19 protein-coding genes are annotated in these 13,859 nt (G+C 66.3%); 10 read left to right on the top strand and 9 right to left on the bottom strand.

The features are described 5' to 3' along the window. The first annotated feature begins 46 nt into the window (after nt 1-46). The 4 genes from HNP47_RS09410 to HNP47_RS09395 are packed head-to-tail and all read left to right on the top strand — an operon-like array spanning nt 47 to nt 2,492. On the top strand, nt 47-433 hold the full coding sequence (locus HNP47_RS09410) for a VOC family protein (RefSeq protein WP_184279346.1): 387 nt from the start codon (nt 47-49) through the stop codon (nt 431-433). After that, nucleotides 434-1,282, top strand: a complete 849-nt coding sequence (gene fghA / locus HNP47_RS09405; RefSeq protein ID WP_184279345.1) for an S-formylglutathione hydrolase — start codon at nt 434-436, stop codon at nt 1,280-1,282. 7 nt (nt 1,283-1,289) lie between these two features. Continuing rightward, a complete protein-coding gene (locus HNP47_RS09400; protein WP_184279344.1) occupies nt 1,290-2,249 on the top strand; it encodes a DUF4350 domain-containing protein in 960 nt (319 codons plus the stop codon). 15 nt (nt 2,250-2,264) lie between these two features. After that, complete coding sequence (locus HNP47_RS09395; protein ID WP_184279343.1) at nt 2,265-2,492, top strand: hypothetical protein; 228 nt, start codon at nt 2,265-2,267, stop codon at nt 2,490-2,492. 10 nt (nt 2,493-2,502) lie between these two features. On the opposite strand, the gene HNP47_RS09390 is transcribed toward HNP47_RS09395, so the two are convergent. Beyond that, a complete protein-coding gene (locus HNP47_RS09390; protein WP_184279342.1) occupies nt 2,503-2,793 on the bottom strand; it encodes a hypothetical protein in 291 nt (96 codons plus the stop codon). Between the two features lie 148 nt (nt 2,794-2,941). Here HNP47_RS09390 and HNP47_RS09385 point away from each other — a divergent pair, with 148 nt between their 5' ends. Next, nucleotides 2,942-3,553 (top strand): superoxide dismutase, encoded by a 612-nt coding sequence (locus HNP47_RS09385; protein WP_184279341.1) that lies wholly within the window; start codon nt 2,942-2,944, stop codon nt 3,551-3,553. A 94-nt stretch (nt 3,554-3,647) separates the two neighbouring features. Continuing rightward, complete coding sequence (locus tag HNP47_RS09380; protein ID WP_184279340.1) at nt 3,648-4,586, top strand: MBL fold metallo-hydrolase; 939 nt, start codon at nt 3,648-3,650, stop codon at nt 4,584-4,586. 27 nt (nt 4,587-4,613) lie between these two features. Here the strand turns inward: HNP47_RS09380 and HNP47_RS09375 are convergent, their stop codons facing one another. Further along, on the bottom strand, nt 4,614-4,835 hold the full coding sequence (locus HNP47_RS09375) for a hypothetical protein (protein WP_055752899.1): 222 nt from the start codon (nt 4,833-4,835) through the stop codon (nt 4,614-4,616). Between the two features lie 250 nt (nt 4,836-5,085). Between HNP47_RS09375 and rpsD the strand changes: the two genes are divergently transcribed. From rpsD to HNP47_RS09360, 3 genes are all read left to right on the top strand, one after another. Continuing rightward, nucleotides 5,086-5,703: a 30S ribosomal protein S4 gene (rpsD, locus tag HNP47_RS09370; protein WP_055806141.1), complete on the top strand. Its 618-nt coding sequence runs from the start codon at nt 5,086-5,088 to the stop codon at nt 5,701-5,703. Nucleotides 5,704-5,897: 194 nt separating this feature from the next. Then, on the top strand, nt 5,898-6,278 hold the full coding sequence (locus HNP47_RS09365) for a hypothetical protein (protein WP_082064339.1): 381 nt from the start codon (nt 5,898-5,900) through the stop codon (nt 6,276-6,278). Nucleotides 6,279-6,373: 95 nt separating this feature from the next. Next, complete coding sequence (locus tag HNP47_RS09360) at nt 6,374-8,725, top strand: bifunctional diguanylate cyclase/phosphodiesterase (RefSeq protein ID WP_184279339.1); 2,352 nt, start codon at nt 6,374-6,376, stop codon at nt 8,723-8,725. A gap of 13 nt (nt 8,726-8,738) precedes the next feature. Here HNP47_RS09360 and HNP47_RS09355 read toward each other — a convergent pair whose 3' ends face one another. Continuing rightward, nucleotides 8,739-9,842 carry an NADH:flavin oxidoreductase/NADH oxidase gene (locus HNP47_RS09355; RefSeq protein ID WP_184279338.1) on the bottom strand — a complete coding sequence of 368 codons (1,104 nt, stop codon included), beginning with the start codon at nt 9,840-9,842 and terminating at the stop codon, nt 8,739-8,741. 281 nt (nt 9,843-10,123) lie between these two features. Here HNP47_RS09355 and HNP47_RS09350 point away from each other — a divergent pair, with 281 nt between their 5' ends. Then, nucleotides 10,124-10,519 carry a hypothetical protein gene (locus HNP47_RS09350; RefSeq protein ID WP_184279337.1) on the top strand — a complete coding sequence of 132 codons (396 nt, stop codon included), beginning with the start codon at nt 10,124-10,126 and terminating at the stop codon, nt 10,517-10,519. On the opposite strand, the gene HNP47_RS09345 is transcribed toward HNP47_RS09350, so the two are convergent. From HNP47_RS09345 to radC, 6 genes are all read right to left on the bottom strand, one after another. Then, nucleotides 10,503-10,943: a thioesterase family protein gene (locus HNP47_RS09345; protein WP_184279336.1), complete on the bottom strand. Its 441-nt coding sequence runs from the start codon at nt 10,941-10,943 to the stop codon at nt 10,503-10,505. The two genes, HNP47_RS09350 and HNP47_RS09345, sit on opposite strands and share 17 nt — an antisense overlap. Next, nucleotides 10,943-11,296 (bottom strand): Grx4 family monothiol glutaredoxin, encoded by a 354-nt coding sequence (gene grxD / locus HNP47_RS09340; protein ID WP_017504696.1) that lies wholly within the window; start codon nt 11,294-11,296, stop codon nt 10,943-10,945. Before grxD ends, HNP47_RS09345 begins: the two co-directional genes overlap by 1 nt. A gap of 91 nt (nt 11,297-11,387) precedes the next feature. Further along, nucleotides 11,388-12,290, bottom strand: a complete 903-nt coding sequence (locus HNP47_RS09335; RefSeq protein WP_184279335.1) for an aldo/keto reductase — start codon at nt 12,288-12,290, stop codon at nt 11,388-11,390. A 5-nt stretch (nt 12,291-12,295) separates the two neighbouring features. After that, complete coding sequence (locus HNP47_RS09330) at nt 12,296-12,538, bottom strand: BolA family protein (protein ID WP_184279334.1); 243 nt, start codon at nt 12,536-12,538, stop codon at nt 12,296-12,298. 56 nt (nt 12,539-12,594) lie between these two features. Further along, nucleotides 12,595-13,119, bottom strand: coding sequence for a GNAT family N-acetyltransferase (locus HNP47_RS09325; protein WP_184279333.1), 525 nt, complete (start codon nt 13,117-13,119; stop codon nt 12,595-12,597). Then, nucleotides 13,116-13,853 (bottom strand): RadC family protein, encoded by a 738-nt coding sequence (gene radC, locus HNP47_RS09320; protein WP_137722297.1) that lies wholly within the window; start codon nt 13,851-13,853, stop codon nt 13,116-13,118. Before radC ends, HNP47_RS09325 begins: the two co-directional genes overlap by 4 nt. Between the last annotated feature and the right edge of the window lie 6 nt (nt 13,854-13,859).

The raw sequence follows: 13,859 nt of genomic DNA, 5'->3' as shown, positions 1-13,859 counted from the left end.
ACGGTCATGGCTATCGTTTGTCGACCATAGATCAGGAGGGCTCGCCATGTTCACCCACGTCACCGTCGGCGCCAACGACATCGAGGCGTCGCGCCGGTTCTATGATGCGGCGCTCGGCGCCCTGGGCCTCGAGCCGGGCCAGGGGCCGGACCCCAAGGGCCGTTACTGGTGGCGCACCCGCATGGGCGCCTTTGCGATCGGCGCGCCGATCGACGGCGAGCCGGCCTGCCACGCCAACGGCGGCACCATCGGTTTTCACGCCAAAACGCCCGAGATGGTCCAGGCCTTCCACGACGCGGGCGTCGCGGCCGGCGGTCGGGCCATCGAGGACCCGCCCGGCGAACGCAAGGGCCCCTTCGGCCCCATGATCCTGGCCTATCTGCGCGATCCGTCCGGCAACAAGATCTGCGCCATGCATCGAAAGACAGACTGAGTGGAAACCACCAAGACGCACGCTGTCCACGGCGGAACGCTCCGCTATCTGAAGCACGACAGCACAGCGACCGGCACGCCGATGACGCTATCGGTCTTCGTTCCGGGCGGGGAGGGGCCTTTCCCGGTGCTGATCTGGCTGTCGGGCCTGACCTGCACCGAGGATAATTTCACCACCAAGGCGGGGGCCTACCAGGCCGCCGCCGAACATGGCGTCATCATCGTGGCGCCTGACACCTCGCCGCGCGGAGACGGCGTCGCCGACGATCCCGCCTATGACCTGGGCCAGGGCGCGGGCTTCTATCTGGATGCGACACAGGCGCCCTGGGCGCCGCATTTCCGCATGGAGACCTATGTCACCGAGGAACTGATCGCCCTGATCGACGCCGAGTTTGCGACCACGGGCGTCCGGTCGATCAGCGGCCATTCGATGGGCGGCCACGGCGCCCTGACCCTGGCGTTGAACCATCCCGACCTGTTCCGTTCGGTTTCCGCCTTCGCGCCGATCTGCTCGCCGACACGGTGCGCCTGGGGTGAAAAGGCCTTCACCGCATACCTCGGAGACGACCGCGACGACTGGGACCGACACGACGCCGCCAAGCTGATCGCAGCCGGCGCCGCCAAGAGCCCTGACGGAGGGGGCGCCTTCGATGACATCCTGATCGACCAGGGGGACGCCGACAGCTTCCTGACCGACCAGCTGAAGCCGGAACTTCTGCAAACCGCCGCCGATGCCGCCGGCCAGAAGATCACCCTGCGGATGCAGCCGGGCTACGACCACTCCTACTTCTTCATGGCCAGCTTCATCGCCGACCACATCGCCTTCCACGCCGAACGTTTGAAGGTCTAGGCGCCAGATGGGACGCCGGGTTTGGATCACCGTCGCAGTCCTGCTGCTGGCAGGCCCAGCCTTGGCGCAAGAGCAGGTCGGCGATCTGGATTGGCGGCCAAAGGTGGCGTCGCCGGCCTATGCGACGGATGGGCCTGTCGTGCTTGTCGATCAGGGCCACGGCAGCGAGCAGACGATCGAAGGTCGTTATGCCGCCTTCGCCGCGCTGATGCGGGCCGACGGATATCGGATCGAAGCCAGCCGGGGGCGTCTCGATGCGCCCGGCGCGCTTGATGGCGTGGCGGTGTTGGTCATCTCCAATCCGGCGCGCCCGGCGGACGGCTCGCGCGCCTCGGCTTTCGACGACGCCGAAATCGAGGCGATCAGCCGCTGGGTGGAGCAGGGCGGGTCGTTGCTTCTGGCCGCCGATCACGCGCCGCACGGCGCAGCCGCCGAAGCCCTGGCCGCAAGGTTCGGGGTAGCGATGGGCACGGGTTACGCCTTCCAGCCCGTGGGCGGCGACGTTACGGCCAATCTGGTCTTTCCGCGCCCGGCGCTTGCGGATCATCCGATCATCGAGGGCCGCGACCAAAGCGAACGCTTGACGGTCGTGAAGAGCTTCACCGGGCAGTCGCTTTCGGGGCCGGCAGACGCAACCGTATTGCTGGCGATGAGCGCAGATGCGCGAGAGGCTCCCAATCTCGGAGCCTTTCAAACGATCCGAACGCAGCTTCGGGCCGGACAGGATCCAGCCGTCGTCCTTGCCGAGTTGTCGCGGCCCGCCTTATCCGCCCAAGGTCTGGCTTTGCGCTTTGGCGCGGGGCGGGTCGTCGTGCTGGGAGAGGCGGGGATGCTCACGGCCCAGGTCGTGCGTTTTCCCGACCAGCCGGATCGCGAGCCGGTTCGCATGGGGTTGAACACAGCCGGTCATGACGATCAGCAGTTCGCCCTGAACCTTTTGCACTGGCTGTCGCGTCTGCTCCCTTGATGCTACAGGGCCGGCATGAGCGCTTCTGATCCCTACGAACCCATGTTTTCCGCCCTGTGCCGCGAGGTGGGTTATTGCCTGCACGCCAAAGGGCAGAAGCGGGTGATCGAGGCCCTGCCCAAGGGGCTGGACGCCGCCGTGCGCGCCGTCTTTGCGGCCGAGGGCGTGGACGAGCCTAATGCGCCGGGCGATGTGAAGCGGGCCGTTCGCGATTGCCTGAAGGCGAACTTGCCAGCCGCTTAAGCTGGTCTTGTCAGGGTGTCGGCACGATCTCGGTGGTGGTCCCCGACGGCGTCGTGACGGTGCGGATCGTGACGGGCGCCTTGCCAGTCTCCTCGACGGTCGTCGTCGTCGAAGACCAAACCGTATGACTGACGCGGCAGGTCCTGCCCCCATAGTTTTCCGCGCCGATCGCAGGATTTTGGGTGCAGGTCGGCGCTTGGCTGGCCATGTCCGCCGCGGCCTGGTCCAGCGCCTCGAAACCGGCGCAGCCGCTTGCTGAAACGGCGAGCGCCAGCACAGCGAGGAATCTGATACGCGACATGACAGCCTCCGATTGACGGGTGGACAATCGCGCGCCTTGTGGGCCAATGCAAATGGCCAAGCTGAACAAAAACCCGACGAAATCGCTTGGGTCAGACGCCACAGCCCCTAAATGGGGTTCAGGAACAAACCGTCTTCAGGAGACTGACATGGCCTTCACCCTGCCCCCGCTGCCCTACGCCTATGACGCGCTGGAGCCGGCCATCGACAAGGAGACGATGACCTTCCACCACGACAAGCACCACCAGACCTATGTCGACAACCTGAACAAGGCCGTCGATGCCGACGCCGGTCTGCAGGGCAAGTCGCTGGAGGAAATCTTCACCAGCATCTCCACCGCGCCCAAGGCCGTCCGCAACAACGGCGGCGGCCATTGGAACCACAGCCTGTTCTGGGAGCTGCTGGCCCCGGCCGACCAGGCCGGCGAACCCTCGGCTGAACTCGCTGCCGCCATCGACGCCGATCTGGGCGGCATGGACAAGTTCAAGGAAGACTTCAACGCCGCCGGCGCCGCGCAGTTCGGTTCGGGCTGGGCTTGGCTGATCGTGCAGAACGGCAAGCTGAAGATCACCTCGACCCCGAACCAGGACAATCCGCTGATGGACGTCGTGGACGAGCGCGGCGAGGTCATTCTGGGCGCCGATGTGTGGGAGCACGCCTACTATCTGAAATACCAGAACCGCCGCGCCGACTATCTGAAGTCGTTCTGGACGGTGGTGAACTGGAAAAAGGTCAACGAACTCTACGCCGCCGCCAAATAAGGCCGGTCCAGCCCAGAGATCGAGAGATGACGACGCCCGCCGGAACCTCCGGCGGGCGTTTTCGATTGCGTCATCGCAAACGGAGATCGAAGCGATGCGGATGATGATGACGGGGGCCGCTTTGGCGGCTCTGATGTTGGCGGCCTGTAACCCTCAAGAGAATACGCAGAAGCCCGGCGATCCCGCGCCGCCCAATCCCACCCAGACCGTCGCCGCCCCAGCCGAGAAGCCCGTCTATCGCTTCAAGATCGGCGCGCTGGACGCCATCGCCCTGTTCGACGGCGAGAACCCGGTCAAGAACGACAACCAGACCTTCGGCGTCGGCCTGACGCCGCAGGCGGTCGCCGCGCCCCTGACCGCCGCCGGACAGCCGGCTGATCCGATCATGCTGGAAATCCATCCGCTGCTGGTCAAGAACGGCGCCCGCACGATGCTGTTCGACACGGGCCTGGGCGAGGGCAAGGGCCAGTTGATGGACAGCCTGCAAAAGGCGGGTGTCGATCCGGCCTCGATCACCGACGTGCTGATCTCGCACGGCCACCCGGACCACGTCGGCGGCCTGATCCGCAATGGCGGACTGGCCTTCCCCAATGCGGCGATCCGCATGTCGCAGGCGGAATGGGCGTCTGTCCGCGCCAATCCCGAACTGGCCGATCTGGTGCGGATCATCACCCCCAAGGTCCAGGCCTTCGAGCCGGGCGGCGAGGTCGCGCCGGGCGTCCAGTCCCAGGACACGGCCGGCCATACGCCGGGCCACGTCGCCTATCTGATCGCCGACGGCCAGAACCAGCTGCTCTACACCGGCGACCTGATGCATCATTGGATCCTGTCGGTCGAACATCCGGACTGGAAGGTCGGCTATGACGACGATCAAGCGGCAGGCCTGAAGGCGCGGCTGGACGAGGTGACGGCGCTGCGCAACTCCGGCGCCCACATCTACGCCTATCACTTCCCGTTCCCGGGGCTGGGCAAGGTCGCGACCCGCGAGGGCCGCGCCATGTTCATCTCCGAGGCCCAATCCGCAAAGGATTAGGGCCGCAAAGGATTAGGCTGCGACGGACTAGATGCGAAGATCCACGCCATGCCGGGTGCGTTCGTTCATGCGCTCGGCATGGTGCTGGCGAACCATTCGGCGCTGGCGCAGCATCTCGTGGATGCCGTCGGCGAGATCGAGCAGTTGGTGGTCGCTCAAAGGCTCGACCAGGTCGACCAGCTGCGTCTTCAGCGTCTGCATGGCCTCGTCGGACAGGCCGGTCTGAAAGCTTTTGGGTTCAGGCTGCATTCCACTCCTCTTTGTCCTCATGCGTGGATTGGTTGCATCGAAGGAAGGGTGCGGCGACGCGATCGTTCCATTCCATCGTGCTTAACGGCCCGCTGTGCTTGACTCCGCCGCCCTCGCTGGCCATAAGCGCCGCCTTCCACGGGTCCGCTTCGGCGGGGCCGGGATGAATGACGGAAGATGCGTGGACCGCCGTTGAGATCGCATTCCCAATCCAGGGGATGCCGGGCCGTATCGTCGAAAAGAGAATAGAATGTCCAAGCGCCATAGCGCCAAGTACAAGATCGACCGGGCCATGGGTGAGAACCTGTGGGGCCGCGCCAAGTCGCCGGTCAACAAGCGTTCTTACGGTCCCGGCCAGCACGGCCAGCGTCGCAAGTCCAAGGTTTCGGACTTCGGTCTGCAACTGAAGGCCAAGCAGAAGCTGAAGGGCTACTACGGCAACATCACCGAGAAGCAGTTCGCCAAGACCTATGACGAGGCCGCGCGTCGCAAGGGCAACACCTCGGAAAACCTGATCGGCCTGCTGGAATCGCGTCTGGACGCCGTCGTCTACCGCGCCAAGTTCGTCCCGACCGTCTGGGCCGCCCGCCAGTTCGTCAGCCACGGCCACGTTCTGGTCAACGGCAAGAAGGTCGACATCGCCTCCTACCGCGTGAAGCCGGAAGACGTCGTCACCGTGAAGGAGAAGTCGCGCAACATGGCTCTGGTGCTCGAAGCCCAGCAGTCGTCGGAACGCGACGTGCCGGATTACCTGGAACTGTCGGACCGCTCGTTCTCGGTTCGCTACGTCCGCGTGCCGGAACTGTCGGACGTGCCGTACGCCGTGAAGATGGAACCGAACCTGGTCGTCGAATACTACGCTTCGTAAGCGAAGCTTACGAAGCTTTCTTCAAGGGGCTATCGCCCTTCGGGCTACTTGAGCCCCGTGGTGATCCCTTTGAAGTGTTCAGTTTGGAGGGCCTCGGATTCGTCCGGGGCCTTTCGTTTTTTATCCTGTTCCCTCAAAGGGCGAACAGGCGCATTCTCGGCCAGTTCAGGCTTTGAGGCAGGGGAGGTCGTCAGTTGCGCGACTCCATCATGAAACGCTTGGCTTTGATCGCCGCCGCATCGGCGGGCCTGGCCGCCTGCGCCAGCCGCGGCGAGCCCACCGTATCCACCGCGGGAATGCCTGGCGCGCTGGAGCCGATCCATGCCGCCACCTTCACCAAGGATCAGGCCGTCTTCTGGGTCAGTTCGAACGGCTGCACGGCCAAGGAAGACCTGATCCCGATCGTCAGCCTGCAGGGCGGCAGCGCCGTCATCACCCTGCGCCGCATCGACGAGGACAAGTGCAAGCAGGACCTGGTCCAGGGCGTCGAGCTGAAGTGGTCGTTCGAGGAGCTGGGCCTGACGCCCGGCTCGCCCGTCAGCGTCAACAACCCCTATCAGATGCCCCGCTCCTGAAACCGGCCATAGCGTTTCGTTAAGCCTGTTCGAGCGCGTCTGATTAAGCAACGTCCGTTACGACGACAGACCGTCCCCCCAAGGTCTGTAGCTTCATGCGCTTCTTCACCTGCCTGACCGACGACCACAATCTCTGGCTCGTCGCGTTGGCCGCCGGCCTATGCCTGATCGGTTCGATCATCACCTTCCGCCTGTATCGCCGCCTGCGCGCCGCCGAAAAGGGCACGCGCCTGGCCTGGGCCTTCATGGGTGCGGTGGCGACCGGGGCGACGATCTGGTGCACCCATTTCGTGGCGATGATCGCCTATGAGCCCGGCGTCACCATCAGCTATGGCCCCGTGCTGACCGGCCTGTCCCTGGGCGTCGCCATCGCCGGCAGCGCGCTGGCGCTTTGGGTGGCCTCGCGCGGGATGCGCGCCTCGGCCGAAATCGGCGGCGTGCTGTTCGGCCTGACCGTGGTGGCCATGCACTATACCGGCATGGCGGCCTTTGCGACCGACGCCGTCATCCACTGGTCGGCCGCCTATGTCGCCGCCTCGGTGGCGGGGGCGGTCTTCCTGGGCGCCCTGGCGTTCAATCGCGCCCGGCAGTCCGGCAAGATCGTTCCCGTCGTGCTGATGGTCCTGGGCATCGTGGCCCTGCACTTCACCGGCATGGCCGCCATGACGATCGTGCCGGTCGGCGCGCTGGTCGATATGGGCGCTATCGGATCCACCAATCTGGTCCTGGCCTTCGCCGTTTCCGCCGTGGGATTGATGATGCTGGGCACCGGCGTCGCCAGCCACGCCTTGGACGTCCAGTCCCGGCTTCAGGCCAAGGCGCGCCTGGATCATCTGATCGAGGGCAGCGTCGATGGCATGGTGGTCGAACAGGACGGCGTCATCCTGGCCGCCAACGCCGCCTTTGCCGATCTGGCGGGCGTCCAGCATCAGGCCCTGGTCGGCGAGCCGCTGTCGCGCTGGGTCTCTGGCGTCGCCGATCTGGCGGTCAACGGCCTCAGCCAGTCCAAACTGGTCGCCGAAGGCGGGGCGGACATTCCCGTCGAGATCGCCGTGCGCCGCGACTGCGGTATGGATCACGTCATGATCTACGCCGTGCGCGATCTGCGCATGCGTCAGGCGCAGGAGCGTCGCATCGCCCATCTGGCGCGCAACGACGGCCTGACCGGCCTGCCCAACCGTTCGTCCTTCCTGGAATGGCTGACGCGCCAGACCGCCGACCTGACCGTTTCGAACAAGGTGGCCCTCTTGGCCATGGACCTGGACCGGTTCAAGGAGGTGAACGACGTTCACGGCCATGCCGCCGGCGATCAGCTTCTGATCCAGATCGCCGAACGGATGCGCGCCTGCCTGCGCCACGACGAGTTCATCGCACGCCTGGGCGGGGACGAGTTCGTCGCCGTCGTGCCGATCCAGCACAAGGATGATGCCCTGGATCTGGTCGCGCGCCTGCGCCACGCCGTCACCGCCCCGGTCGTGCTGGACCATGCCGAGGTCGCCTGCGGTCTCAGCACTGGCATCGCGATCTGGCCCGACGACGCCCACGACCCGTCCGCCCTGATCAATGACGCGGACCTGGCCATGTACCGGGCCAAAGCCTCGCTGGGGACCGACGTCTGCTTCTACGAGGAGGAGATGGACGAGGCGGTCCGCAATCGCCGTCGCATGGCCCAGCAGATGCGCGAAGCCCTGGACCAGGGCCAGTTCAGCCTGAACTGGCAACTTCAGGCCGCCGTCGATACCGGCGACATCACCGGCTATGAGGTGCTGCTGCGCTGGATCCAGCCGGATGGGACCTTCATCTCGCCGGCCGACTTCATTCCTCTGGCCGAAGAAAACGGCCTGATCCTGCCGATCGGCGAATGGGTGCTGCGCACCGCCTGCGCCGAAGCCGCCAGCTGGACCGAACCGCACAAGATCGCCGTCAACCTGTCGCCGGTGCAGCTGGGCCACGTCGACCTGCCGCGCCTGGTGCATCAGGTGTTGGTCGAGACCGGCCTGTCGCCGTCGCGGCTGGAGCTGGAGATCACCGAGACGGCCATGATCACCGACATGGAGCGCACGACCCATGTCCTGCGCCAGCTGAAGCTGCTGGGCGTCTCCATCGCCATGGACGACTTCGGCACCGGCTATTCGTCGCTATCGACCCTGCGCGCCTTCCCGTTCGACAAGATCAAGCTGGATCGCTCCTTCATGTCCGAACTGGACGGCGGACCTCAGTCGGCCGCCATCATTCGCGCCGTCCTGGCTTTGGGGGAGAGCCTGCACATCCCCGTCCTGGCCGAGGGCGTTGAGACGCTGGAACAGCTGTCCTTCCTGCGCGACCAGGGCTGCGACGAGGTCCAGGGCTATCTGCTCGGCCGCCCGCAGAAGACGGCCGACGCAGAGGTTCAAGCCGCCGCACGCGTTCTGTGGGCCGTCGATCCCGCGCTGGAGAGGGCGGCCTGATCAGGCCGCCTGCCTAGCCGGCCTTGCCGTAGCCCGGCCAATATTTCTTGCCGGCCCGCTCGTATTGCGCCGGCAGGCCTTCATCCTCGCCTAGCGCGACGGCTGCATGGTGCGCCCAATTCGGATCGTCCAGCGCCGCACGCGCGATGGCGATCAGGTCGGCCTGACCCGAGGCCACGATGTCCTCGGCCTGCTGCGGATCGAAGATCATGCCGACGGCCATCACATTGGCCTGCGGCGTCGCTGCCTTCACGGCCTGGGCGAACCGCAACTGATAACCCGGCTCGCCGCCCGGAATGTCGGCGCGCGCGACGTTGCCGCCCGACGTCAGGTGCAGATAGTCGTAGCCCATGTCGTGCAGTGTCTGGCCAAAGGCCGTCACCTCGTCCAGGGCGATCCCGCCCTCGACCCAGTCCGAGCCCTTGAAGCGCACGCCCAGCGCCTTGGTTCGGGGCCAGGCGTCGCGCAGGGCCTGCGCGACCCGCAGCGGGAAGCGCGCCCGGTTCTCATAGGATCCGCCGAAATCGTCGGTGCGGTGGTTGGATACCGGCGACAGGAACTGGGTCAGCAAATAGCCGTGGGCGGCGTGCAGTTCGACCAGGTCGAACCCGGCCCGATCCGCCCGCCGCGCGGCGTCTTCGAACGCAGCGACGACGCGGTCCATGTCGGCCGGGGTCATGGCAGTCGGCGTGTGCCAGTCATCCTTGAATGGTTCGGCCGAGGCGCTGAAGGTTTCCCACGCGCCGTCTTCAGCCTTCAGGGCGCCGCCACCCTTCCACGGGGCGCTGGTCGAGGCCTTGCGTCCGGCGTGGGCCAACTGGATGCCGATCGGGGTGTCGCTGTAGGTGCGGATGTCGCGGATGATTTGGGCGAAGGCCTCTTCCTGGGCGTCGTTCCACAGGCCGGTGTCGTCGGGCGTGATCCGTCCCGCCGCCTCGACCCCCGTGGCCTCGACAATGACTAGTCCCGCGCCGGAGATCGCCAGTCGTCCCAGATGCTGCACGTGCCAGGGCTGGGGCACGCCGTCGATGGCCGAATACTGGCACATGGGTGCGATGGCGACGCGGTTTTTCAGCGTCAGGGGGCCGACGGCGCGGGGTGAGAACAGCTGGCTCATGAAAGACGATCCGTGGGGCAGGAGAGGGGGACTGTAGCTATGGCGGTTGCGGTCACGTTCAACCCCGATCCTTTCCGATTGTTCACCCAACTTTCCGATAATTCACGTGTGCGCGCCCGGCCCGCGCGGCACAAAAGGGTCAAGCTTCAACTGGGGAACACACCAATGCTTCGTCTCGCTCTCGCCATCGCCATCGCCGCGCCGCTGCTGTCGGGCTGCATCATCGTCTCGACCGAAAAGCCGACCACGCGCGTCATCACCGCGCCGGCTGCGGGCCAGTGATGCGCAGCTTGATCAAGGGCCCGATGATCACGGGTCTGGCGGTTGCGGCCCTGGTCGCGCCGCTGCTGTCGGCGTGCGTCATCTATGACAGCGACGCGGGCGAAAACGTCTCGGTGAACCTGCGCCGCGACGACGCCCCGCCGGCCGAGGCCATTCGTGAAGCCCGGTTCGCCGACGGCGCCCTGGTCGCGCGCGTCGATTCCAACGGCTGCACCCAGGCGTCGGATTTCGAGGTGTCGGTATCGGACGGCGCGCCGGCCGAGATCACGCTTCGCCGCACCAAACAGGACCTGTGCAAGGCCTTGGTCCCGGACGGCGTCGAGTTGCGCTGGACCTATGCCGATCTGGGCCTGGAGCCCGGCACGGCGGCCCGCATTCTCAATCCGCTGAAGTAGGCGTCTCGAACACGACCAGCATGTCTGGCGGAATGCGCTGCGGCCTCAGGGTCGCAGCGTCCACCAGCACCCATTCGGTGACGCCCTGGGCGCAGACGCGGCCCTGGGCGTCCTCGATGCGGACATAGCGGGTGAAGCGCGGTCCCTGCGGATCGCCGACCCAGGTGCGTGCGACCACGCCCTCGGCGCCCGGCTCGATGCCGCGCAGATAGTCGATCTCATGCCGGGTCGCGACCCACGACCGTTTCGCCCGCGTCGCCTCGTCGAAGCGCGCATTCCAGTGGGCCGTGCCCGCATCCTGCAGCCAGCCGACATAGACGACGTTGTTGACGTGGCCGTTGGCGTCGATGTGCTCGGGCCGCACGTCCAGCGGCACGACGAAGACCTCGCGGTCCTCGCGCGGCGTGAGGGTCTTCCTGGCCATCAGGCCTCGCCGAGCGGCACGCCCTTCTCGACCATAAGGGCCTGAAGTTCGCCGGCCTGGAACATCTCACGGATAATGTCCGATCCGCCCACGAACTCGCCCTTCACATAGAGCTGCGGAATGGTGGGCCAGTCGGTGAAGCTCTTGATGCCTTCGCGCAGGGCTTCGTCCTGCAGTACGTCCACGCCCACGAAGCCGGCGCCGACATGATCTAGGATTTGAACTGCCAGGGACGAGAAGCCGCAGCGCGGCTGGTCCGGCGTGCCCTTCATGAACAGAACCACGTCGTTCTGGGCGACGGTTTCGCCGATGAAGGCGTGGACGGGATCGGCGGCTTGAGCGGTGTCGGTCACGGATAAGGGCCTTTCGTGAAGCCCGTCAGCTAGGGAGCCGAACGGGCGCGGTCAAGGCGTCCGCGACGTTCTGCACAGCCGGGAAGGACGGTCAGGCCGCCTGATTGGCCACGACGCGCGCCATCTCGATCTGTGCGGCCAGGCCCGGCGGCATGTCCCGCTCGGGCGCGGCGGCCAGTGTCGCCAACCGATCGGTGTCGGTCGGAGTGACGATCACGCTGGACACCGACGGATCGGTCAGCACGTAGGACAGGCAGATCGCCTCGGCCGTCCAGTTCTGGGTGCGGTACAGGAAGCCGAAAGCGTCCTTCTTGGGCGTATCGACGGGACGCTTGTCCTTGCCGAAGCCGAACAGCCCCTTTTTGAAGATCGGCGCATCCGGCGCTCGCGCGCGCCGGTCCGCGTAGAAATCGTAGGCCAAGACCGCCATGTCCTGCTCGCGCGCCGAGCGGATGCGGTTTCGGATCTTCCAGTCGGCGTTGATGTCGAACGGCGTCAGCAGGGCGTCGAACGCCCCTGTCGACACATAGGCGTCCATCACGTCGCCGCCGCCGGCGATGCCCAAAAGCTTGATCCGCCCCGTGGCGCGCATGGCCTTCAGCGCGCTGAGAGACGACTGCGCCAGTTCGGTCTCGCCCGGCTCGTGCAACACCGCCACGTCGACCCAGCCCAGGCCCGAGAAGTGCAGCACCCGGTCGATGGCCGCTGTCATCCCCTGGGCCGAGAAGTCCCGCTGCTGGTCGCGACCGTCGCCGGCGCCAAGCGTCAGGCTGACGTAGACGAGCTTGCGATCGACGTGCGACAGGGCCTCGCCCAACACCTCGGCCGCCACCGGGTCGGCGGTCTCCAGCCGATAGCTGTTCACTCCGGCTTCCAGCGCCGAATACAGCAGGTCCAGCCCGGCCTCGCGCCCGCGCTTCAGCACATCGGCGCCGAAACTCAGCGTCAGGTTGGAGATGGCGGCGCCGGAGACGCCGAAGGGGCGATAGCGCATGGCCTTCAGCCCTCCTTGGCCGGCGCGGAGGTCTCGAGCGCCAGGGCGTGCAGTTCGCCGCCCATCTGACCCTTCAGCGCGGCATAGACCATCTGGTGCTGACGCACGCGGGACAGGCCGGCGAAGGCGCTCGACACGATCCGCGCGCGATAGTGGTCGCCGTCGCCCGCCAGATCCTCGATCTCGATCTCGGCGTCGGCGAAGGCTTCGACCAGATGCTGGCGCAGCGTTTCCACGGACATGGGCATGGCGGGCACTCACACTTCGTTGGACGCCAGTTTGCCCGATAATCCTTAATGCCGACCTACGGCGCGCGGCCGGGTCGTTCGAACAACTGCACCGGATGATCCTTGTAGGTCGTCGTCGCATAGGGACGAAAACCGACCCGCGCCGCCAGCTTCAGCGAGGCCAGATTGTCTGGCGAGATCATGCAGACGGTTCGCCCCTCCAGCCTCCGGTCGGTCCAATCCAGGGCCGCCGTCAGCGCCTCGGCCGCATAGCCCCGCCCTTGAAACTCCGGCGCCACGCCCCAGCCCAGCTCCGGCGCGTCGAACGGCGGCTCCAGCTCGCGGCGATAGTCGAATACCCCCACGCTGCCCAGGTACGCCCCGCCGTCCCGCAGTCGGATCGTCCAGTTGCCATGGCCCATCGCCGCCCAATGGCCGAGATCGCGCAGCAGCCGGAACCAGACCTCTTCGCGCCCCAGCGCCCGGCCCATGATGTGGCGGGTGAAATCCTCATCGGACCACAGCGTCAGCAGATCGTCGAAATCCTGTGTCGAGACGGGGCTCATCACCAGTCGCTCGGTCGTCAGAATCCTGTCGTTCACATCAGGCCCAGTTGCTTGAAGCTGGCCACCCCGTCGCGGCCGACGACCAGATGGTCGTGAACCTCGACGTTAAGGGCGCGGCCGGCCTGCACAACCTGTTTCGTGATCTCGATGTCGGCGCGGCTGGGGGTCGGATCGCCCGACGGATGATTGTGCACCAGGATCAGGGCGCTGGCCGACAGCTCCAGCGCGCGCCGCACCACCTCGCGCGGATAGACCGGCGCATGATCGACCGTGCCGCGGTTCTGCACTTCGTCCAGGATCAGCTGGTTCTTCTTGTCCAGATACAGCACCCGGAACTGCTCGCGCGGCTCGTGCTGCAAGGCGACGCGGACATAGGCCAGGAGCGCCGTCCAGGACGAGATCACCGGCCGCTTCGCCGTCGGTTCGCGCGCGATCCGCCGCGTCACGTCGAAGATCAGCTGAAGGTCCAGCGCCACCGCCCGCGTCGCCTTGCCGACGGCGTATCCCATCGACCGCGCCACCTGATCCTCGATCGCCTCATGGCTGGCCGCCCCGATCCCCTCCAGCCCTCCGAACCGCGCCAGCAAATCCTTGGCCAGCGGCTTGGTGTCCTTATAGGGCACGCTGCGGAACAACAGCAGCTCCAGCAGCTCATAGTCGGGCAGGGCGCCCAGGCCCCCCTTCGCCGCCCGCTCACGCAGCCGGTCGCGATGACCGCTGTGGCGGGGCTTGGGTTTGTCCCCGACTTCGGACGCCTTGTCGTCGAGCATGATCCC

The sequence above is a fragment of the Brevundimonas vesicularis genome, from assembly GCF_014204545.1.
GTDB lineage: Bacteria > Pseudomonadota > Alphaproteobacteria > Caulobacterales > Caulobacteraceae > Brevundimonas > Brevundimonas vesicularis_B.
Note: the sequence above shows the minus strand (reverse complement) of the source record. Positions and strands in the feature narration are given on the sequence as shown.

What these genes read in the sequence shown, in the direction of transcription:
- HNP47_RS09350 (WP_184279337.1), top strand. Translation starts at nt 10,124, where the DNA reads ATGCGCAGCTTGATCAAGGGCCCGATGATCACGGGTCTGGCGGTTGCG.
- HNP47_RS09335 (WP_184279335.1), bottom strand. Translation starts at nt 12,290, where the DNA reads ATGCGCTATCGCCCCTTCGGCGTCTCCGGCGCCGCCATCTCCAACCTG.
- HNP47_RS09410 (WP_184279346.1), top strand. Translation starts at nt 47, where the DNA reads ATGTTCACCCACGTCACCGTCGGCGCCAACGACATCGAGGCGTCGCGC.
- HNP47_RS09390 (WP_184279342.1), bottom strand. Translation starts at nt 2,793, where the DNA reads ATGTCGCGTATCAGATTCCTCGCTGTGCTGGCGCTCGCCGTTTCAGCA.
- HNP47_RS09380 (WP_184279340.1), top strand. Translation starts at nt 3,648, where the DNA reads ATGCGGATGATGATGACGGGGGCCGCTTTGGCGGCTCTGATGTTGGCG.
- HNP47_RS09400 (WP_184279344.1), top strand. Translation starts at nt 1,290, where the DNA reads ATGGGACGCCGGGTTTGGATCACCGTCGCAGTCCTGCTGCTGGCAGGC.
- HNP47_RS09385 (WP_184279341.1), top strand. Translation starts at nt 2,942, where the DNA reads ATGGCCTTCACCCTGCCCCCGCTGCCCTACGCCTATGACGCGCTGGAG.
- HNP47_RS09395 (WP_184279343.1), top strand. Translation starts at nt 2,265, where the DNA reads ATGAGCGCTTCTGATCCCTACGAACCCATGTTTTCCGCCCTGTGCCGC.
- HNP47_RS09330 (WP_184279334.1), bottom strand. Translation starts at nt 12,538, where the DNA reads ATGCCCATGTCCGTGGAAACGCTGCGCCAGCATCTGGTCGAAGCCTTC.
- radC (WP_137722297.1), bottom strand. Translation starts at nt 13,853, where the DNA reads ATGCTCGACGACAAGGCGTCCGAAGTCGGGGACAAACCCAAGCCCCGC.
- HNP47_RS09345 (WP_184279336.1), bottom strand. Translation starts at nt 10,943, where the DNA reads ATGGCCAGGAAGACCCTCACGCCGCGCGAGGACCGCGAGGTCTTCGTC.
- rpsD (WP_055806141.1), top strand. Translation starts at nt 5,086, where the DNA reads ATGTCCAAGCGCCATAGCGCCAAGTACAAGATCGACCGGGCCATGGGT.
- HNP47_RS09360 (WP_184279339.1), top strand. Translation starts at nt 6,374, where the DNA reads ATGCGCTTCTTCACCTGCCTGACCGACGACCACAATCTCTGGCTCGTC.
- HNP47_RS09375 (WP_055752899.1), bottom strand. Translation starts at nt 4,835, where the DNA reads ATGCAGCCTGAACCCAAAAGCTTTCAGACCGGCCTGTCCGACGAGGCC.
- HNP47_RS09355 (WP_184279338.1), bottom strand. Translation starts at nt 9,842, where the DNA reads ATGAGCCAGCTGTTCTCACCCCGCGCCGTCGGCCCCCTGACGCTGAAA.